Genomic DNA, 19,377 nt, shown 5'->3' with positions numbered 1-19,377 from the left:
CCCGACCCCGACCCCCACGGTGACCACCGAGCCCACGGGCTCGACCGGGGACGGCGCCCCGACCGGTCTGCTCGCCGGCATCGGTGCCGTCGTCCTCGCGCTCGGTGCCGCGGCCTGGTTCGCCGTCGGCCGTCGCCGCTCCTGACCGGCGTACCGTGGCGGACGTGAGCACGACCCAGGTCCCGGACGACGCGACCCTGCCCGTCGAGCAGGCCCCGGACCCGGGCAACGGCGCCTCACGGGCCCGCGGCGCGGCACCGTGGGCCCCGGCTCTGGCCGCTGCGACCGGCCTCACCGCGGTCGCGGTCCTCACGTGCCTCGCCGTCCTCGCCTGGGCCGACGACTCCGTCGAGCTCGCCTTCTTCGACCCCGGTCCGGTCGTCCGCAACGGGCTGCCCGTCGCGAAGGTCGTGGGCGACCTCGCCGCGGCCCTGACGATCGGCGTCCTCGTGCTCACCGCGACCGCCGTCCCGGCCCGGGCCGAGGCCGCGATCGCCGCTGCCCTGCGCGTGACCTCGGTCGCAGCGGGCGTCTGGGCGCTCGCGACGGTGGTCGACGCCGTGCTCTCGTACGCCGACGTCTCCGGGCTCCCGATGTCCGACCCGACCTTCGGCCCCCGGCTGTGGTCCACGTACCTGAGCACGAGCGACGAGGGCCGGGGCGCGCTCTGGACGGCCGGGGTGGCGCTGGCGGTCAACCTCGGTGCCCTGCTCGCCCGGCGGCTGCGCGGGGTCGGGCTTCTCACGCTGCTCGCGGCGACCGGGCTGGTCCCGGGGGCGCTCGCCGGGCACGCGGCGTCCGCCCAGGGCAGCCACGAGACCGCGGTGACCTCGCTCGGGCTGCACCTGCTCGGCGTCGTCGTCTGGGTCGGCGGGCTCGCCGGGCTGGTCCTGCTCCGCCGGTCGCTGGGCGCGGACCTGGCCCGGGTCGCCCGCCGGTACTCGACGCTCGCGCTGTGGGCCTACGTCGCGGTCGCGCTCTCCGGGGCCGTCAACGCGTGGATCCACCTCGGTGGCGCCAGCGCCCTCTCGAGCCGCTACGGCGTGGTCGTCCTCGCGAAGACCGGCGCGCTCGTCGTCCTCGGCTTCGCCGGGTGGCTGCACCGCAGCAGCACCCTCGGCGACCTCGACGCCGGCCGCCACGGCGCGTTCACCCGGCTCGCGGCGGTCGAGGGCGTCGTCATGGCGCTCGCCGTCGGCCTGGCCGTCGCGCTCTCCCGCTCGCCGTCGCCGGTGCCCGACACCGGCGCGACGTCGGCGCTCACCCCCACCGAGGCCGTCACCGGCTACCCGATGCCGCCCGAGCTGACGGCGTCCCGCTGGCTCACCGTCTGGCAGCCGGACCTGTTCTGGGTCGTCATCTGCGCGCTGCTCGCCGGGCTCTACCTCGTCGGGGTCGTCCGGCTGCGCCGCCGCGGCGACCGCTGGACGCCGCTGCGCACGATCTCCTGGTTCGTCGGCATCGCGATCCTCGTCTGGGTCACGTGCGGGGCGCCCGCCGCGTACGGCCGGGTGCTGTTCAGCGCGCACATGATCGGCCACATGACCCTGAGCATGGCGGCGCCGCTCTTCCTCGTGCTCGGGGCGCCGGTCACCCTGCTGCTGCGCGTCGTCCACCCCCGCGCGGACGGCAGCCGCGGCCCGCGCGAGTGGGCGGTCGGGATCACCGAGTCGCGTTACGTGAAGGTGCTCACGCACCCCGTCGTCGTCTCGTTCCTCTTCGCCGGCAGCCTCGTCCTCTTCTACTTCTCGCCGCTGTTCCAGGTGGCGCTCACGACGCACGTCGGGCACGAGCTCATGCACGTGCACTTCCTCTTCGCGGGCTACCTCATGGCGTGGATGATGATCGGCGTCGACCCGGGCCCGCACCGCCCGACGCCCCCGCTGCGGCTCGTCATGCTCTTCATCACCATGGCCTTCCACGCGTTCTTCGGGATCGCGCTCATCCAGACGACGACCGTCCTCGCGGAGTCGTACTGGGCCTCGGTCGGCCGGACCTGGGGCGCCTCGCTCCTGGAGGACCAGCGCGCCGGGGGCGGCATCGCGTGGGGGATCGGTGAGGTCCCGACGCTCGCGCTCGCGGTGATCCTCGCCGTCCAGTGGTCGATGTCCGACACCCGCGAGGCCCGCCGGCTGGACCGTGCCGCGGACCGCGACGGCGACGCCGAGCTCGGCGCCTACAACGACATGCTGGCCCGGATGGCAGCCTCCGACGTCGCGGCCGACGACCGGCAGAAGGCCGCGCGCGAGCAGGGCGAGTGACCCAGGTCACACAATTGACCGCCTGTCCGGCTCAACGGCGGGCGGTCCCCGCGCCCTTTCACCAGGTGAAGGACGCGGACCGGCCCCGTGCGGCCCGCGTCCACGGGACGGACCGTCGCCGGGAGGGGTCGCGACGGCACGTCCCGTCCGGGGGTGCGGCGTCCGTCGTGCTCCCGCACCGCGAAGGGCACCCGGAAGGAGCACCGCCTCGTGTCGGTCGTCCCTGCCGCCGACCTGGACCTCGTCCGGTCGGGAGCGAACGGCTGGGTCGACGTGCGTGACGACGCCGAGCGCGCCTTCGACGCGTTCGTCACCGCCCGGTACGGCGCCCTCGTCGTGCTGGCCCGGTACATCTCCCGCGACCCCGACCGCGCCGAGGACGTCGTCCAGGAGGTGCTCGGCCGGGTCTACGCCCGGTGGTCCCGGATCCGCGGGCTCGACGCGCCCGACGCCTACGTGCGCCGGATGGTCGTGCGGGAGTGCCTGTCCTGGCGGCGCCGCCGGTCGAGCACGGAGGTCCCCGAGGACCCCGGCGCGCTGCCGGTCGTGCGGGTGGACGACGGGACGGCGCGGCAGGCCGAGCGCGACGCGATGCTGCGGTACCTGTCGCGGCTGAGCACCCGGCAGCGCGCGGTCCTCGTGCTGCGGCACTACGAGGACCTGCCCGACGCCCAGATCGCGGAGGTCCTCGGCATCCGCGAGGTCACGGTCCGCAGCCACGCGATGGCCGGGCTCGACCGGCTGCGCGTCCTCGTGCTCGAGGACGCCGTCGGGGCCGCAGCACGGACGGAGGGCCGGCGATGAGCCCGCAGGAGTCGTGGTTCGAACGCCTCGACGGCGACCTGCCCGAGGACGCCGACCCGGTGGAGCACGGTCTGCGGACCGCGCTCCGGCAGGGGACCGCGCCGGTCGTCGACCCGGTCGCCGCCGTCCGGGCCGCCCGGGCGCGGGGGACACGGATCGTCCGGCGCCGCCGCGCCCTCACCGTCGTCGCGTCGGCCGCCGCGGTCGTCACCGTCGTCGGGCTCGGCGCGCTGGCGCTCGGCCCCCTGCGGGGCCCCGCGTCCGGTGACCGGCTGACCCTGCCCGCCGACGGCCCCGCCCCGGCCGACGGCCCGGCTCCGGCGCCGTCCTCCCGGCCGACGGAACCCGAGCCGCTCGCGACCCTCGGCCCGGGCACCGGGTCCGCCGGGCCGTCCCTCGCCGGCTGGACCGGCTACGGCGACCTCACGGTCCTCGCGACCCACGAGCCGGACGGCCTCATGCCGCGTTCGGTGTCCCTCTCCGGCGACGGGTCGCTCCTCGCGGCGAGCGGGGAGACCGGCTCGGTCCGGCTGTTCCGGGTCGAGGCGTCCGGCGCGGAGACGACGCTCGTGCCCGTCTCGGAGACCGACGACCCCCGGAAGCGACCGGCCGACGCCGGCACCGGCTGGGCCCCGGCCGTCTCCCTGGACCCGGCCGGCACGCTGCTCGCGACGTCCTGGGACGACGGTGCCGTCATGCTCTGGGACGTCGCGGACCCGGCGCGGCCCCGGCGGCTGCAGACGATCGGCCCGCTGACGATGTACGTCCCCGACGTGCTCTTCAGCCCTGACGGCCGCTGGGTCGCCACGGCCGGGTACGACAACCGTGTCCGGCTCTGGAGGGTCGCCGGCCGGCGCCTCGTCGCCGGGCCGGTGCTCACGACGCGCAGCGACGCCCTGACCCTCGCCTGGAGCCCGGACGGCCGCCGGCTCGCCGGTGCCACGTACGACGAGACCGTCGTCTGGGACACCTCCGACCCGGCGTCCCCGCGGAAGGTCTCGGCGGTGCCGACGAAGTCCCAGGGCCAGATGGACCTGACGTTCTCGCCCGACGGCAGGACTCTCTGGACGACCGGCGAGGTGCCGGGCGGGTACGACGTCACCGTGCCGCGGGCCCGCCGGACCGCAGACCTGCCGGTGCAGACGCAGTACCTCGCCGCCGACCCGGTCGACGGCACCGTGCTCACGGTGCAGGCGAAGGGGCAGACGGCGCTCTGGACGCCGACCGGCTCCGGGACGCTGCGCCGGACCGGGACCGGGCGGATCCCCGGGTGGGCCGCGTCGGGCGACCGCGGGATCGCGTTCGACGCCTCGGGCTCGCGGGCCGCGCTGCTCACCGAAGGCACCGGGATCGTGCTGCTCGACACCCGCTGACCGCGGCTCGCCGGTAGGGCAGGCGCCCCGCCGCGTGATAGCACAGGGTGGTGACGACCGAACCCGTGGCCACCGAGCCGCCGACGCCGTTCCACGACCTCGACGCGTACCTCGCGCTGCCCCGGCTCGGGGGGCTCGCGCTGAGCCCGGACGGCGAGCGGCTCGTGACGTCGGTCGCGACGATCGACGCCGCGCGGACGACGTACGGCAGCGCCCTGTGGGAGCTCGACCCGCACGGCCGCCGGGAGCCGCGCCGGCTGACCCGCAGCGCCAAGGGCGAGTCGACGGCGGCGTTCCTGCCGGACGGCGGCCTGCTCTTCGTCTCGACCCGGCCGGACGTCGAGGCCGGCGGCGACGCGGACGACGCGAAGCCGGCGCTCTGGCTGCTCGAGGCCCGCGGCGGCGAGGCCCGGGTCGTCGCGACCCGGCCCGGCGGGGTCGGCGGGTTCGTCGTGGCCCGCGACCGCGGCACCGTCGTGCTGCGCTCGGCGACGATGCCGTCGTCCGTCACCGCGGAGGACGACGCCCGCCGCCGCACGGAGCGCAAGGACCGCAAGGTGTCCGCGATCCTCCACGAGAGCTACCCGGTGCGGTACTGGGACCACGACCTCGGCCCGGACCAGGCGCGCCTGTTCGCCGGCCGGCGCGGACGCCGCCCCGGACGCCGCCACCGACCCCCAGCCCGGGCGGATCGCCCTGCGTGACCTGACCCCGGCGCCGGGCCGCGCGCTCGACGAGGCGGCGTTCGACGTCACCCCCGACGGCCGCACCGTGGCGACGACGTGGCAGGTGCCCGAGCGCGGGGGCAACCGCTCGGCGCTCGCGCTCGTCGACGTCGCGACCGGCGCGCACCGGGTCGTCCTCGACGACGCCGACCTCGAGTACGGCGGGCCGCGGTTCTCGCCCGACGGGCACCGGCTCGCGGTGACCGTGCACAGCCGGACGACGGCGACGAGGCCGCCCGACCAGTGGCTCGGCGTCTACGACGTCGCGCTCGACGAGCTGACGCTGCTCGCGCAGGACTGGGACCGCTGGCCGGGGCGGGCCCGCTGGACGCCGGACGGCCGCGCCCTGCTCGTCGTCGCGGACTCCGACGGGACGGCACCGGTGTTCCGGGTCGAGGTCGCCGACGGCACGGTGACCCGGCTGACCGGCGACCACGGCGCCTACTCCGACGTCCTCGTCTCGCCCGACGGGCGGTCGGTGTACGCCCTGCGCTCCGCGGTCGACGCCGCGCCGGCCCCGGTCCGCCTCGACGCGACGACGCCGGACCAGGACCCGACCTACCTGACGGCCCCGGTCGCCCCGGCCGCCCTGCCCGGCCGGCTCGACGCCCTGACGGCGACCGCCGAGGACGGCACCGCCGTCCGGGCCTGGCTGTGCCTGCCGGAGGGGGCGTCGGCCGCGGCACCGGCACCGCTGCTGCTGTGGATCCACGGCGGGCCGCTCGGCTCGTGGAACGCCTGGTCGTGGCGCTGGAACCCGTGGCTCGCGGTCGCCCAGGGGTACGCCGTCCTGCTGCCGGACCCGGCGCTGTCGACCGGCTACGGGCAGCGGATGGTGGAGCGCGGCTGGGGCCGCTGGGGCGCCGAGCCCTACACCGACCTCATGACGGTGACGGACTCGGCGGAGGCCCGGCCGGACGTCGACGAGACCCGGACGGCGGCCATGGGCGGCTCGTTCGGCGGCTACATGGCGAACTGGATCGCCGGGCACACCGACCGGTTCGCCGGCATCGTCACGCACGCGAGCCTGTGGGCGCTGGACCAGTTCGGCCCGACGACCGACGCCGCGTACTACTGGCGCCGCGAGATGACGGCGGAGATGGCGCTCGCGAACAGCCCGCACCGGTTCGTCGACGAGATCCGGACGCCGATGCTCGTCGTCCACGGCGACCGGGACTACCGGGTGCCGATCGGCGAGGGCCTGCGGCTGTGGGCCGAGCTCGCCGAGCGCGGCGCCGTCGACGGCACGATGCCGCACAAGTTCCTGTACTTCCCCGACGAGAACCACTGGATCCTCACGCCGCAGCACGCGAAGGTCTGGTACACAACGGTTCTCGCGTTCCTCGACCACACCGTGCACCGCAAGGACTGGGAGACGCCGGAGATCCTGCGGTAGGGCACGCCTCACGACAGCGTGCGCGGCTCCGTCGCCCCGGCGGCGATCTCGAGGCCGTCCGCGAGGACCCGCACGAAGGCGTGGACCGGCCCGCGCCCGGTGAGCAGCAGGTCGCCGTAGTGCCAGTCGAACGCGTAGCCGATCTCGTACGCCTGCCGCCGGCCGTCGCGCTCGCGGGCGACACCGACGACGAGCCGGACCTCCCGTTCCCCGGCGAGGTGGTCCAGGTGCGGGAAGCCCTGGAAGCGGCCCCACGCCGCGTGCTTGCGGGGTGAGTAGCGCAGCTCGAGCTGGCCGACCATCATGCGCGCGTCGTGCCGGGCCACCTTGCACGCGTGCACGGTGACGGCGTCGGCCGAGCAGCCCGCCTGCTCCGGGTCGGCGCCGTCCTCGACGGGTTGGACGGGCCACGGCGGGGCAGCGTCCGCAGGGTCGAAGGTGACGGTGTCGAGCTCGGCCCGGACGGTGTGCCAGCGCCCGGACCAGACCAGGCGGTCGCCGCCGCACGCGCCGACGAAGGCGAGCGTCACCTCGAGGGAGGGCAGCGCCCTGCCGCCGGCCGCGGCGGCGACCGCGGTGTGCGAGTAGTGCGCGCGGCGGGCCAGCGCGCGCAGGCTCGGCACGCCGGAGGCCGCGAGCAGCGCGCGCAGGTCGGCGGCGAAGGCGTGCAGCGCAGGGTGCGCGATGCCGTCCGGCGAACCGCGGCGGTCCCCCACCCCGCGGACCCGGTCACCCCCGTCGCCGCCTGCCGTCACCCGCACCGTCCTCGCCCCGTGATCGCCTCATCCCAGCAGCGTCCGGGCCGCTCGGCAAGCGGCGCAGGCCCCTGCCCGCCACATGTCCGGTGGTTGTCAACTGACACCGGTTCCCTGGTCCCGGGCCCGGCCGCGGGGCAGGCTGGCGTCGTCCGGCGGGGATGCAGGCCGGGGCGCGGCGCGGGGCGGCGTCCGCCCCGGCCACGGACGACCGCGACGGGGGTGGTCCCGATGGGCTCGCACGGCTGAGTCGCCGTCCGGCTGCGGCATCCGTCATGTGAGACGAATCGCCCGATCATGCGAATGCATGTGCAGCAAGGACTTTCTTGAGCACGACGTGGCGCAGAGCACTGCCCACGGGCCCGCTCCCGTGGCTACTGTGCGGCCCGCCGAGTGCTTCCCTGCAGACGGGGCGGGAAGCGAACGGGGGGTGCACGACGCCATGCCGACCGACCCTCCCGACGGGCATCCGGACCCACGGACGATGACCACCCCGGCCGAGTGGTCGGCGGGCCTGCAGCGGCTGCGCGAGAGCTCCGGGCTGTCGGTGCGCGACCTGGCGCGGGCGGTCGGGGCGAGCAGCAGCACCGTCGGCGGGTACGTGTCCGGCAGGCACCTGCCGACCATCGCCGCCGGGGACCTCGTCGAGCGGATCCTCGCCGCGGTCGGGCTCCAGGGGCCTGAGGTCACCGCGTGGCTCGACGCGCTGCACCGGGTGCGCCGCGTCGCGGGCCAGCGGGTCGGCGACAGCCCCGCGCCCTACAAGGGCCTGGCCGGCTACGACGTCGACGACGCCCGCTGGTTCTGCGGCCGCGAGGAGCTGACCGACCGCCTCGTGTCCGTCGTCGACGGTGCCCCGGGCCGACCGGTCGTCGTCGTCGGTGCCTCGGGCTCGGGGAAGTCCTCGCTCATCCGGGCCGGCCTCGCGGCCCGCCTCGTCGACGACGGTTGGCGCCTCGTCGTCCGGACGCCGGGGCCGGACCCCGTCGGTGCGGTCGCGGACGTCACCGAGGCCACCGAGGCCGCGCTCGCCGAGGGGGCGCGGGTGCTCGTCGTGGTCGACCAGCTCGAGGAGCTGTGGACGACGGGCGTCCCCGAGGACGAGTGGCGGACCGCGGCCCGCCGCCTCGCGGCGCTGGCCGCGTCCGCGCCGGACGTCGCCGTCGTCGCCGGGCTGCGCGCCGACTTCTACGCCCAGGCCCTCGCCGCGGAGCCGCTCGCCGAGGCGCTCCAGACCCACCAGCTCCTCATCCGCCCGATGACGCGCGCCGAGCTCGTCCGGGCGGTCGCCGACCCGGCGGCCCTGGCCGGGGTCGCGCTCGAGGACGGGCTCGTCGACGTCCTGCTCCGCGACGTCGCCCCCGACGGCCGGGGCACCGACGGCCGGCGCACCGACGGCGCCGCCTACGAGCCCGGGGCCCTGCCGCTGCTGTCGTTCGCGCTGCTGCAGACCTGGCAGCGGCGGCGCGGCCGGCTGACCGTCGCCGACTACCTCGCCGCCGGCGGGATCGGCGGCGCCGTCTCGGAGGCCGCCGAACGGGTCTACGCCGGGCTCGGGACGCACGAGAAGGAGCTCGCCCGGCAGCTCTTCACCCGGCTCGTCGCGGTCGGCGAGGAGACCGCCGACGCGCGCCGCCGGGTCAGCCACGACGACATCGACGCCCTCGACGCCGCCGACGACCCCGGTGCGGGCGCCGGCATCGGGGACGTCGTCGAGGCGTTCGTGTCGGCACGGCTGCTGACCGCGGGCGGCACGCACGTCGAGATCACCCACGAGGCGCTCATCGTCGCGTGGCCCCGGCTGCGTGCCTGGCTCGACGAGGACCGCGCGGGGCTCCTCCTGCAGCGCGGGCTCTCGGACGACGCGACCGCGTGGGACCGCTCCGGCCGCGAGCCCGGCAGGCTGCTCCACGGCCCCCGGCTCGAGGCGTTGCGCGAGTGGGCGCAGGGATCGGCGCACGCGGGGGTCCTGACGTCCGTCGAGCGCGACTTCCTCCGGGCGTCCGCGACCCGGGCCGCCGAGGAGCGCGCCCGTGAGCGCCGCCGCACCCGCGTCCTCCAGCTCCTCGCGACCGGGCTCGCCGCCGCGCTCCTCGCCGTCCTCGCCCTCGCCGGCTACACGTTCACCCTGCGGGCGGACGCCGAGAGCGACCGTGACCTCGCGCTCTCCCGCCAGCTCGCCGAGGCGGCGAACCGGATCCGGACGACGGACCCGGTCGTCTCGGCCCAGCTCGCCCTGCTCGCCCACCGGACGGCACCCACGGTCGAGGCCCGTTCGGCGCTGCTCGACGCGACGGCCGGGCCGCACTCCCGCCGCCTCGACGGCCCGGGCGGGATCGCCTCGGTCGCCGTGAGCGAGGACGGCCGGCTCATGGCCGCGGTCGGCGCGGGCGGCGGGCTTCGGCTGTGGACCGAGCCCCGCGGCGAGGCTTCGGCGGGTGCGCCGCGCCGGGTCGCGACGGTCGGCGACGCGTCTGCGGACCCGGCGCAGCGCGACCTCTACGCCGTCGCGGTGAACACCGACGGCAGCCGGGTCGCGACCGGCGGCCTCGGCGGCGCCGTCCGGGTCTGGGACACCAGCGACCCGGCACGGCCGCGTCCGGTCGCCCGCCTCGACACCCGGGGCCTCACCGTCCTCGGGCTCGCCTTCTCCGCCCGCGGCGTGCTGGCCGCCGCGCTCACGTCGCCGGTCGGGTCCGAGGGCGGGCGGATCGGCCTGTGGACCGTCACCGCTGCCGGCGCGACGGCCCTCACGGAACCCGTCGACGTGGGCGAGGCGGTGCAGTCCGTCGCGTTCGACGCGACCGGCGAGGTGCTGGCGGCCGGCACCGACGCCGGTCCGGGAGCGGGGCGGGTCCACCGCTTCGACCTGCGGGACGGCGTCCGGCCGGTGCGCCCGGCCCTCACCGGGCCGACCGCGGTCGTCACGTCGCTGGCCTTCGCACCGGACGGCCGGACCCTCGTCGCCGGGTCGAAGGACCTCCTCGCCCACGTCTGGACGCTGGCCGGCCCCGCGGGTGCCGTCGTCCCGGCGCCAGGCGCGGCCCCCGACGCCGGCGGGGCCCGCACGCTGTCCGGTGCGCAGTCGTACGTGAACGCCGTCGCGTTCAGCCCGGACGGCACGACGCTCGTCGCCGGCGGCGCCGACAGCCGGACCCGGGTCTACGACACCGCGACCTACGGGCTCGTCGCGGACGTCGGCAACCCCGGTCCGCTCACCGCGGCGGTCTACCTGCCGGGCGGCTCGGGGTTCGCCACCGCGGGCGCTGACGGCGCCGTCCGGCTCTGGCCGTCGCCGATGCCGATGGGCGGCATCCAGGGCGGCCGGACGTTCGCGCTCGCGTACGTCGGCTCGGACCGGGTGCTCGCGATGACCTCGCTGGACAGCGCGCGCCTGCTCGACGTCTCGCTGCTGTTCCGCACCCGGCCGCTCTCCCCGAACTTCCGGGCGCCGACACCGGTCGACGGCGGCGAGAAGTTCGCCGGCACGCTCGCGGTGTCCCGGGACGGCCGCCGGTTCGCGGCCGGCGGCCGGAACGGGACGACGTGGCTCTACGACCTCGGCGCCGCCGCTGGTGGCGTCCCCGTCCCGGTGGGGGTGCCGCTGGCCCGGCAGAGTGCGCTCGTCCAGTCGGCCGCGCTGACCCCGGACGGCCGGCGGCTGGTCACCGGCTCGGACGACGCGAGCCTGGTGCTCACCGACGTCACCGACCCGATGGCACCGAAACCGTTGGGGGACAAGGTGGAACCGGGCGGTGTCGTGTACGCGCTCGCCGCCTCGCCCGACGGCAGGTTCTTCGCCTCGGGCACCGGGACCGGGGGCGGCGTCGACATCTGGCGGGCCGACGGCCCGACGCTGACGAAGGTGGCGAGCGCGCCGCGTGCGGGCGGGCCGGCCCTGCAGGTCTACGGGCTCTCCTTCACCCCCGACGGCAGCATCCTCGCGGTGGGGTCGGCCGACCGCACCGTGCGCTTCCTCGACCTCTCGACCCCGCAGACGCCGCGCTGGGCCGGCCGCCCGATCACCGGCCCCGGCGACTACGTCTTCGGGGTCTCCTTCGACGCCGCCGGCCGGCGGCTCGCGACGGCCAGCGGTGACGGCGTCCTGCGGGTGTACGACACGAGCGACCCGGCCCGGCCCGTCCAGGTGGCCGCGCTCGGCGCCGCCGGGCGGGTGCCGCTCTACTCGGTGGCGCTGCGCCCGGACGGCGACCAGGTCTCCGCCGGTGGTGGGCCGGAGGCCGTCTACACGTGGACGCTCGACGTGGACGCCGCGGCCGACCGGGTGTGCGCCCTCGCGGGCGACCCGATCGGTGCCGAGGAGTGGCGCCGCTACGTGCCGAGCGTGCCGTACGCGACCCCGTGCGGGCGCGGTCAGCCCGCCGGGTCGAAGGGGTAGGCGACGACACGGACGTCGCCGCCGACCTCGGAGCCGTCGACGAGCACCGTCGGTGGCGGGGTCAGGTCGGTGGCCGTCGGGAGCCGGTCGCGGTCGACGGCCAGCACCGTCCGGTAGGCGTTGAAGTCGGCGCTGCAGGTCTGGCCGGCCGGTCCGTCCGTCCCCAGGGTCAGCTCGACCGTCCCGCCCGGCCGGACCGCCACCCCGGTCACCCATCCCGGGCAGCTCCCCGACTGCCCGGTGGAGACGACGACGATCCGCTGACGCGCCAGGTCGACGTCCTCGAAACGCCCGTAGAGCCCCTCCTCGACCGGCGACCCGGAGAGCAGCGGACCCGTGGGCGCGTTCTGCGCCCACGCCGTCCGCGCGCTCGCCTCGTCGTACGCGATCTCGACGACCGCGTAGTAGGACGGCGCCTCGGCAGCGCCCGCCAGCGCAGGGCGCCAACCGTCGGCCTTGCTGAGGACGACGGCCCCCGCCGCCGCCGCGACGCTCTTCGTCGGCGCGGGCACGTCCGCGTGCGACCCGCCGGTGCAGCCCGCGACGAGGGCGACTGCGACTGCGAGCAGGACGACCGGCAGGGAGCGTCTCATGCCGACCATGGTCCACCCACGGGGCTGCGGGCCCTCGGGCCCGGGCCCGGGCGGCCGCGGGATGTTAGGGTGACCGTGTACCCCGGGGGGTATATGGAACCGCCGGTCCGACGTGCTCTCCGGCCACCGCTGCAGGACGAGAGGACGACCATGGACACCACCGAGGTCCCGGTGACGATGCCGAGGATCGGCGACCCGGCGCCCGCCTTCACGGCGCGGACCACGCAGGGCGACATCAGCTTCCCCGGCGACTACGCGGGGGAGTGGGTCATCCTCTTCTCCCACCCCGCGGACTTCACGCCCGTCTGCACGAGCGAGTTCATGACGTTCGCGTCGATGGAGGACGACTTCCGCCGGTACAACACCCGGCTCGTCGGGCTGTCCGTCGACGGGCTCTACAGCCACATCGCCTGGCTGCGCACCATCCAGGAGAAGATGGTCTACCGCGACCTGAAGAACGTCGAGGTGAAGTTCCCGCTCATCGACGACGTGTCCATGGACGTCGCCCGCAGGTACGGGATGATCATGCCCGGTGAGGCGACGACCCAGGCGGTCCGCGCGGTCTTCGTCGTCGACCCGGCCGGGCTCGTCCGGGCGATCGTCTACTACCCGCTCTCGCTCGGGCGGAACTTCGACGAGCTGCTCCGCATGGTCGTCGCGCTGCAGACCGCCGACGAGTTCGGCGTCGCCACCCCGGCCGACTGGCGCCCGGGCGAGCCCGTCATCGTGCCGCCGCCGGGTTCGTGCGGCACCGCGAAGGAGCGCATGGACGGCGCGGTCGAGGGCGTCGAGTGCGTCGACTGGTTCTTCTGCACCAAGGAGCTCCCGAAAGCGCTCATCGAGGAGAGGCTCGCGCGCTCCTGAGCGCTCCACGGAACCCGGGTGCGGCGGGAGCCCCGGGCGCGGGATGCTCGCCGGCATGACCGACGAGACCTTCGCCCGGCTCCCGGAACCGCCGTACTGGGCGGTCGTCTTCTCCTCGCGCCGCCGGCCCGCCGGGCCCGCCCTGCCCGTCGGGTCCGGCGCGGGAGGCGCCGGCGGCGCCGCCCCGGACGACGGCTATGCCGCTGCTGCGCAGCGGATGGTCGACCTCGCCGCGACCTACGACGGCTTCCTCGGGATCGAGAGCGCCCGGGACGGCGACGGGTTCGGGATCACCGTGTCGTACTGGTCCTCGCCGGAGGCGGTCCGGGCCTGGAAGCACCACGCCGAGCATGCCGCGACCCGCGAGCAGGGCCGCGCCGCCTGGTACGACCACTACGAGCTGAGGGTCGCCCGGGTCGAGCGCGCCTACGGCTGGGACGTCAGCGGCTGACGCGTCGTCCGCCGGTGCTCCGCGGTCGCGGCGGCGGCGAGGTCGGCGAGGTCCGCGAGCCGGACGTCGATGCCGACGAGCCCGTCGGCGAGGGCGTGACGTGCGGTCGGCAGCCGTCGCCGCAGCGTTGCGAGCAGCCCCCGGTTCATCGGGTGGACGTCCAGGTGGAGCGTCACGGCACCGACGTCGCGGGCGTGACCCAGCGACGTCTCGACGAGGCGCCGCCCCAGGCCCATCCGCTGCCACCCGTCGACGACGACCACCCCGACGTCGACGGCGCCCGCGTCGTCGACGCTCCAGCAGGCGTGCCCGACGGCGGTGCCGCCCGGCAGCACCGCGAGCAGGGCGCCCCGCCGCGGTCCGGTCGCGAGCAGGGCCCGGACGAGGCCCGGCTTGGGTTCGCCGAAGCCCGCGAGGAACCGCATGAACGACGAGGTCGGGGTGAGCAGCCGCAGCATCGCGTCGAGCCCCGGCGCGTCGTCCGGGCCGGCGGTGCGGACGACGACGTCGTCCCCCTGGGTGCGTCTCATGAACCCAGCCTCACCCGATCGCCTGGGTCTGTCAAGTGAACTCAGAGGGCGTCGCGGGGTTACGCTGGTCCCATGCCCGGGGACGACGTGCGCACCGAGGCGGCCAAGCCGTCCGCCCTCGACTGGTCGGTCGAGAACTGCACCATCCAGCGCGCGGTCGAGGAGATCGGCGACAAGTGGTCGCTCATCGTCATCCGCGAGATCTTCCAGGGCGTCCGCCGCTTCGACGACCTCACGGTGCGGACGGCGATCCCGCGGCAGGTGCTCACGTCCCGGCTGCGCGGGCTCGTCGACGCGGGCATCCTGCGCCGGGTGCCGTACCGGGAGCCCGGCCAGCGGGCCCGCTCGGAGTACCGCCTCACGCAGAAGGGCCTCGACCTCTACCCGGTCCTCATCGCGTTCCAGGCCTGGGGGAACCGCTACCTCGTCGACCCGGACGGCCCGCCGATCGAGTTCGAGCACCGCGGCTGCGGGGAGCCCGTCGAGCTCGTCGTCCGCTGCGCGGCCGGCCACGAGGTGGCGCAGGCGCGAGACGTCGCGGGCCGGCTCGGCCCGGGCGCGCGGCGGCGCGACGCGTCCTGACGGCCCTCAGGCCTGCGCGAGCAGTCGTCGCAGGTCGTCGGCGACGCGGTCGCCGGCCGCCGCGCAGGCCGGGGACGCGAGGTCCCACAGCAGGAAGTTGTGCACCATCCCGGCCTCGCGGCGCAGCGTGACCGGCGTCCCGGCCTCCTCGAGCCTGCGGGCGTAGGCCTCGCCCTGGTCGCGCAGCGGGTCGTGCTCGCACGTGACGACGACCGTGGCCGGCAGTCCCGTGAGGTCGGGCTCGCGCAGCGGGCTGACCCGCCGGTCGGTGCGCAGCGTGCGATCCGGGACGTACTGGTCGTAGAACCACTCGATGCCCTCGCGGTCGAGGCCGTAGCCGTGGCCCTCGCTGGCCAGCGAGCCGCCGGAGGCCGCGAGGTCGGTGTTCGCGTAGACGAGCACCTGCGCGTCCGGCACGGCCGCCGGGTCCTCGGTGCGCAGCCGCAGGCATGCGAGGGTCGCGAGCGTGCCGCCCGCGCTGTCGCCCGCGACGGCGAGGCGGGAGGGGGCGGCGCCGAGCACCTCGGGGTGCGACCGGACCCAGCGGACCGCGGTGACCGCGTCGTCGACCGCCGCCGGCCAGGGGTGCTCCGGAGCGAGCCGGTACGCCACCGCGAGGACTGCCAGCCCGGACCGGGCGGCGAGCCGGCGGCAGGCCCGGTCGTGCGTCTCGAGGTCGCCGACCACCCAGCCGCCGCCGTGGAACCAGACGACGAGCCCTGCCTCGGAGCCTGTCGGCCGGTAGAGCCGGGCGGCCGGGCCGCCCGGGACGGCGAGGTCGTGGACGCCGGCCATCCGCGGGCCGGGCGGCCGGGCCAGGGCCCGCTCGTGGGCACCGGCGCGAAGGGTCGCGGCCCCGACGGAGGCAGCGGGCGGGGCGGGGGTCGCGTTGAACGCGTCGAGGAAGGCCTCGAGCTGCGCGTCGGCGAGGGGGACGTCCATGCGCCCGACGCTACGAGGGTCGTCCGACACCCGTCCGCCCGGAGGCCGCTGGAGGCCGCTGGAGACCGCCGGAGACCGCCGGAGACCGCCGGAGACCGCGACGGGCGGGTTTCGACGTCCACCTGCGAGAAACCTGCCGAACGGGTGAAACTGACCAACGTTCATTGGTGTGTTCATGAGGTCGAGCGACGGGCCGCCGTCGCCGACCACCCCGAGGAGGTCCCGCGTGACGCGGCGACGAGCGCACCAGGTCCGGCCCGCAGAACTGGCCGCCCTCGGTGCGGGCCTGGTCTCGATCGTCGTCGCGGGCCTCACCTGGGTCGACGCCCGGCCGTGGCCGACGTCCGACGGCCCCCGGCCGGTGACCGCCGCGTCGCCCGTGCCGACGGCAGGGGACGACGCCCCGGACGACGCCGGCCAGGACGACACCCTGGACGACTCGGCCTCGCCGCTGCCCGTGCTCGGCCCGGACGCGGACGGCGCTGCGGTCGCGCTCGGAGCGGCTGCGGGCGACGGCAGCCAGGGGTCGTCCGACGGCGGCCCGGGCGCCTCCGGGCAGGCCGGTGGGGCCGGCGGGTCGGGCACCGGTGCGGCAGCGGGCGCCACGGAGCCCGCGGGCGTGGTCCCCGCCGCCGTCACGGTGCGAGGTCCGGCCGCGCGCCCGGCGACCGGGCGGATGTGCTTCTTCCTCGCCCCGGACGCCGCGTACGGGGCCGGCCACAACGGCTGGGCGTTCCGGCTCGCGGACGGCCGCTGGGTCGAGGGCGCGACGGAGAACAACACCCCCAACGAGGTGCTGGGCCTGTTCGACGAGGCCGACGACAGCGGCTCCTTCTCCGTCGAGCCCGACGCCGACGCCGACTCGTGGATGCGCACGGTGGACACCTTCGCGCAGGTCCGGGCGGACTTCCGGGGCGCGCTCTCGCGCAGCGGCCGGTCGCTCCACGACGCGGGGTACTACACGCAGCAGCGCTGCGCCGACCGAACGTCGCCGGACCCCGCAGCGGCCGTCGCGAAGGCCCGCGAGCTCACGGCGTCCGGCTACTGGGTCGGCGAGGACAACTGCCTCACGAAGGCCGTCGAGATCTTCGAGGCCTACGGCGCGACCCTCCCGGACGCGACGTACGAGACCCCGAACGACTACATGTCGTGGACCCTCGCACCGTTCGGGGCGCTCCGGCCGATCTGACCGGTCGCGCCGCGTCCACCGGTCGAACGGTGGTGGCCGGTTAGTCGGTGGTCGCCCCGACCCGCTCCGTGAGCGTGCGGACGACCGTCGCCGGGTCCTCGAACCAGTCCTTCGTCAGCACGTGGACGACGTCCCAGCCCGCGGCGCGGAGCACCGCCGGGTGGCTGAGTACCCGCTCGTCGACGGCCTCGGCCGCCGTCCGCGCCGGGGTGTCGACGAGCACGGCGACGCGGTGCTCGGCGTCGCCCGGACGCCGCAGCGCGAGGTCCGCGCGGAACCGGGACTGCCCGACGTCCCGGGTCACCGCGACCCCGCGGGCCGCCAGCGCCTCCGCCAGCTGGTCGGCGACCGGGTTGTGACCGGCCGCGCCGGCCGCGGCGCGCCCGGGGCCGCCCGGGCGCGCGGCCGCGAACGACGCCAGCGTCGTCGCCGCCCCCGCGTCGTCCCCGGCCGAGACCGACTGCGCGTAGGCGAGGAACCGGCGCAGGGTGCTCGCGCCGTCGTTGTAGGTGTTCGTCACGGCCTCGGGCCCGATCGTCGAGACGATCCCCATGTGCCGCCGGGCCCGGCTGAAGATGACGTTGAGCCGCTTCTCGCCGCCGCGGGTGTTGATCGGGCCGAAGTTCATGGCCATCCGGCCGTCCGCCCCGGGGGCGTAGCAGACGCTCATGAGGATGACGTCCCGCTCGTCGCCCTGGACGTTCTCGAGGTTCTTCACGAAGAGCCCGACGAACTGGTCGTCGTCCTCGCGGGCGATCTCGGCCTCGTAGGCGCGGCCGAACTCCGGGTCGGCCTCGGCGAGCCGGTCGACGGCCTTCTCGATCATCGTCTGCTGCGCCTCGCTGAAGGCGACGACGCCGATCGTCAGCCCGGTCCGGCGGGCGAGCAGCGCCCGGACGAGCGCGGCGATGTACGCCGCCTCGCCGGGGTTGGTCCGCCGCCGGTAGACCGCGCCCACGGCACGGTGCGCGCTGATGCTGCGGGAGAGCAGCGCGTCGACGCCGGCCTCGACCTCGGCCGGGTCGACGGCGGCCGGGTCGCCGCCCGCCTCGTCCGCGGCCGCGAGGTGCGCCACGACCTCGGGCCGGGCGCCCGGCACGACGGTCCGGTCCGGCACGGTCGACAGCCGGGACGCGTAGAACGCCGCGTTGCTGAAGCCGATGAGGGCTTCGAAGCGGCTGCGGTAGTGCCAGGTGAGCATCGTCGAGGGCAGCCGGACGGCGCTCTGCGCGAGGAAGCTGTCGCCGTCGAGGACGACGCCCACCCGGTCGTCGTCCGGGTCCTCGGCCCCCTCGGGAGCCTCCGTGGGTGCGTCGTCGCCGGGCCGGGTCGAGAAGTACTGGGTCGGCGGCAGCTGCATCTGGTCGCCGACGACGACCACCTGCTCCGCGCGGTGCATCGCGGGCACCGCCTCCTCGACCGGGATCTGGCTGGCCTCGTCGTAGACGACGACGTCGAAGAGCGCGGGGTCCAGCGGCAGGGTGTCCGACACCGAGGTCGGGCTCATGAGCCAGACCGGTCGCAGGGCCGCGACGACCGCCCCGGGGTCACCCGAGGCGAGGTCGCGGATCGAGCGGTACCGCATGACCTTGCCGAACTCGTGCTCGAGCTCACGCCGGCCGTTCGTCCACGCCTGCTTCGCGGCCCGCTCGGTCGGGGTCATCCCGGTCACCGACCGGGCGGCGTGCGCGACCCCGGCGAGGAACCGCGCCCGGACCCGGGCCACGACCACCTCGGCGTCGCTCGCGAAGAGCCGGGGCAGCAGCTCCTGCACCCGGCCCACGGCCTCGGCCAGGTCCCGGCCGTCGAACCCGCCGACGGCGGGCACCTGCGCGCGGACGTCGTCGAGGGCCGCCGCGGCGACGGCGTGCTCGACGGCCGCCGGCGGCACGGGCAGCCGGCGCAGCGCGGAGGCCACCGACGGGTGCTCCTCGAGCGCCCGCAGCGCCGGGGCGAGCGCGCGCAGCCCGGCCGCCGCGGCCGGGTCGGCGAGACCGTCGAGCAGGTCGGCGAGCGCGCGCAGCGGCAGGTCGTCGACGTCGACGAGCAGCCCGTCGAGCTGCTCGGCGAGCACCGTGAGCCGGGTGCCGGCCTCGGCGAGGCCGCGCGCGAGCCGGCCGTCCTCGCTGCGCGCGAGCGCGTCGTGGACGGCGAGCACCGCGCGGTCGTCGGTGCGCCGGGCGGCGTCGAGCCGGTCGAGCAGGGCCACCGGGTCGGGGTGCCCCCAGCCGCTCCGGGCCGCGGCGGCGAGCCGGTCCGCCTCGGCAGCCGCGGCCTGCGCGTCGACGAGCAGGGTGAGGGCCTGGGTCACCGTCACCGGGACGGCGCGCTGCCCGCCGTCGAAGCGGCTGCGGACCGTGCCCTTCACCTGCCGCCAGGCCCCGCTGAAGACCTTGAGGAACGAGCCCTCCTTGGCCCGGGCGATCTCGAGCGCGGCGCGGGCGTCGTCCGGGTCGAGCGGCTCGCGCCACCCGGCGGCCGCCTGCGCCGCGGCCTGCGCCGCCGGGTGGCGC

General features: G+C 76.4%; 14 protein-coding genes and 1 pseudogene. 10 read left to right on the top strand and 5 right to left on the bottom strand.

Features of this window, described 5'->3' with window-relative positions; genetic code table 11:
- The first annotated feature begins 19 nt into the window (after nt 1-19).
- The 5 genes and pseudogenes from EDJALFJO_RS36435 (at nt 20) to EDJALFJO_RS13565 (ending at nt 6,559) form a co-directional block, all read left to right on the top strand.
- Nucleotides 20-145: an LPXTG cell wall anchor domain-containing protein gene (locus EDJALFJO_RS36435; protein WP_198950276.1), complete on the top strand. Its 126-nt coding sequence runs from the start codon at nt 20-22 to the stop codon at nt 143-145.
- 19 nt (nt 146-164) lie between these two features.
- The gene (locus EDJALFJO_RS13580; protein WP_198950275.1) at nt 165-2,261 is read left to right on the top strand and encodes a cytochrome c oxidase assembly protein; all 2,097 of its coding nucleotides are present in this window, start codon (nt 165-167) and stop codon (nt 2,259-2,261) included.
- A 210-nt stretch (nt 2,262-2,471) separates the two neighbouring features.
- Entirely contained in the window at nt 2,472-3,065 is a 594-nt protein-coding gene (locus tag EDJALFJO_RS13575) for a SigE family RNA polymerase sigma factor (RefSeq protein WP_198950274.1), read from the top strand.
- Nucleotides 3,062-4,438, top strand: a complete 1,377-nt coding sequence (locus tag EDJALFJO_RS13570; protein ID WP_088286057.1) for a WD40 repeat domain-containing protein — start codon at nt 3,062-3,064, stop codon at nt 4,436-4,438. The genes EDJALFJO_RS13575 and EDJALFJO_RS13570 overlap by 4 nt, the downstream gene beginning before the upstream one ends.
- A gap of 65 nt (nt 4,439-4,503) precedes the next feature.
- Nucleotides 4,504-6,559, top strand: a pseudogene (locus tag EDJALFJO_RS13565) (prolyl oligopeptidase family serine peptidase).
- Between the two features lie 8 nt (nt 6,560-6,567).
- Here EDJALFJO_RS13565 and EDJALFJO_RS13560 read toward each other — a convergent pair.
- Nucleotides 6,568-7,314 (bottom strand): DUF2690 domain-containing protein, encoded by a 747-nt coding sequence (locus EDJALFJO_RS13560; RefSeq protein WP_088286055.1) that lies wholly within the window; start codon nt 7,312-7,314, stop codon nt 6,568-6,570.
- Nucleotides 7,315-7,798: 484 nt separating this feature from the next.
- On the opposite strand from EDJALFJO_RS13560, the gene EDJALFJO_RS13555 reads away from it, so the two are divergent.
- Complete coding sequence (locus tag EDJALFJO_RS13555; protein ID WP_158220426.1) at nt 7,799-11,713, top strand: helix-turn-helix domain-containing protein; 3,915 nt, start codon at nt 7,799-7,801, stop codon at nt 11,711-11,713.
- Here EDJALFJO_RS13555 and EDJALFJO_RS13550 read toward each other — a convergent pair.
- Nucleotides 11,689-12,306, bottom strand: a complete 618-nt coding sequence (locus EDJALFJO_RS13550) for a hypothetical protein (protein ID WP_143448565.1) — start codon at nt 12,304-12,306, stop codon at nt 11,689-11,691. The genes EDJALFJO_RS13555 and EDJALFJO_RS13550 overlap by 25 nt on opposite strands.
- A gap of 150 nt (nt 12,307-12,456) precedes the next feature.
- Here EDJALFJO_RS13550 and EDJALFJO_RS13545 point away from each other — a divergent pair, with 150 nt between their 5' ends.
- Both EDJALFJO_RS13545 and EDJALFJO_RS13540 read left to right on the top strand, forming a co-directional pair.
- Nucleotides 12,457-13,170: a peroxiredoxin gene (locus EDJALFJO_RS13545; RefSeq protein ID WP_198950271.1), complete on the top strand. Its 714-nt coding sequence runs from the start codon at nt 12,457-12,459 to the stop codon at nt 13,168-13,170.
- A 55-nt stretch (nt 13,171-13,225) separates the two neighbouring features.
- On the top strand, nt 13,226-13,621 hold the full coding sequence (locus EDJALFJO_RS13540) for an antibiotic biosynthesis monooxygenase (protein ID WP_088286059.1): 396 nt from the start codon (nt 13,226-13,228) through the stop codon (nt 13,619-13,621).
- On the opposite strand, the gene EDJALFJO_RS13535 is transcribed toward EDJALFJO_RS13540, so the two are convergent.
- Nucleotides 13,597-14,151 (bottom strand): GNAT family N-acetyltransferase, encoded by a 555-nt coding sequence (locus EDJALFJO_RS13535; protein ID WP_088286049.1) that lies wholly within the window; start codon nt 14,149-14,151, stop codon nt 13,597-13,599. The two genes, EDJALFJO_RS13540 and EDJALFJO_RS13535, sit on opposite strands and share 25 nt — an antisense overlap.
- Nucleotides 14,152-14,223: 72 nt before the next feature.
- Here EDJALFJO_RS13535 and EDJALFJO_RS13530 point away from each other — a divergent pair, with 72 nt between their 5' ends.
- Complete coding sequence (locus tag EDJALFJO_RS13530; protein WP_088286047.1) at nt 14,224-14,733, top strand: helix-turn-helix domain-containing protein; 510 nt, start codon at nt 14,224-14,226, stop codon at nt 14,731-14,733.
- A gap of 6 nt (nt 14,734-14,739) precedes the next feature.
- On the opposite strand, the gene EDJALFJO_RS13525 is transcribed toward EDJALFJO_RS13530, so the two are convergent.
- Nucleotides 14,740-15,675: an alpha/beta hydrolase gene (locus tag EDJALFJO_RS13525; protein WP_088286045.1), complete on the bottom strand. Its 936-nt coding sequence runs from the start codon at nt 15,673-15,675 to the stop codon at nt 14,740-14,742.
- A 226-nt stretch (nt 15,676-15,901) separates the two neighbouring features.
- Here EDJALFJO_RS13525 and EDJALFJO_RS13520 point away from each other — a divergent pair, with 226 nt between their 5' ends.
- Entirely contained in the window at nt 15,902-16,864 is a 963-nt protein-coding gene (locus EDJALFJO_RS13520; RefSeq protein WP_088286043.1) for a hypothetical protein, read from the top strand.
- Nucleotides 16,865-16,904: 40 nt separating this feature from the next.
- Here EDJALFJO_RS13520 and EDJALFJO_RS13515 read toward each other — a convergent pair.
- Nucleotides 16,905-19,377: AAA domain-containing protein (locus EDJALFJO_RS13515; RefSeq protein WP_198950270.1), on the bottom strand; the 2,473-nt coding region annotated here is incomplete at its 5' end.

Origin of the sequence: Kineosporia sp. A_224, assembly GCF_002198655.1 — a bacterium.
In the GTDB taxonomy this organism is placed as follows: Bacteria; Actinomycetota; Actinomycetes; order Actinomycetales; family Kineosporiaceae; genus R-H-3.
The sequence above is the reverse complement of the archived record's forward strand: the minus strand, read 5'-3'. Positions and strand labels throughout refer to the sequence as shown.

Coding starts and splice junctions, on each gene's coding strand:
- EDJALFJO_RS13530 (WP_088286047.1), top strand. CDS start 14,224: ATGCCCGGGGACGACGTGCGCACCGAGGCGGCCAAGCCGTCCGCCCTC.
- EDJALFJO_RS13550 (WP_143448565.1), bottom strand. CDS start 12,306: ATGAGACGCTCCCTGCCGGTCGTCCTGCTCGCAGTCGCAGTCGCCCTC.
- EDJALFJO_RS13525 (WP_088286045.1), bottom strand. CDS start 15,675: ATGGACGTCCCCCTCGCCGACGCGCAGCTCGAGGCCTTCCTCGACGCG.
- EDJALFJO_RS13535 (WP_088286049.1), bottom strand. CDS start 14,151: ATGAGACGCACCCAGGGGGACGACGTCGTCGTCCGCACCGCCGGCCCG.
- EDJALFJO_RS13555 (WP_158220426.1), top strand. CDS start 7,799: ATGACCACCCCGGCCGAGTGGTCGGCGGGCCTGCAGCGGCTGCGCGAG.
- EDJALFJO_RS13540 (WP_088286059.1), top strand. CDS start 13,226: ATGACCGACGAGACCTTCGCCCGGCTCCCGGAACCGCCGTACTGGGCG.
- EDJALFJO_RS13545 (WP_198950271.1), top strand. CDS start 12,457: ATGGACACCACCGAGGTCCCGGTGACGATGCCGAGGATCGGCGACCCG.
- EDJALFJO_RS13570 (WP_088286057.1), top strand. CDS start 3,062: ATGAGCCCGCAGGAGTCGTGGTTCGAACGCCTCGACGGCGACCTGCCC.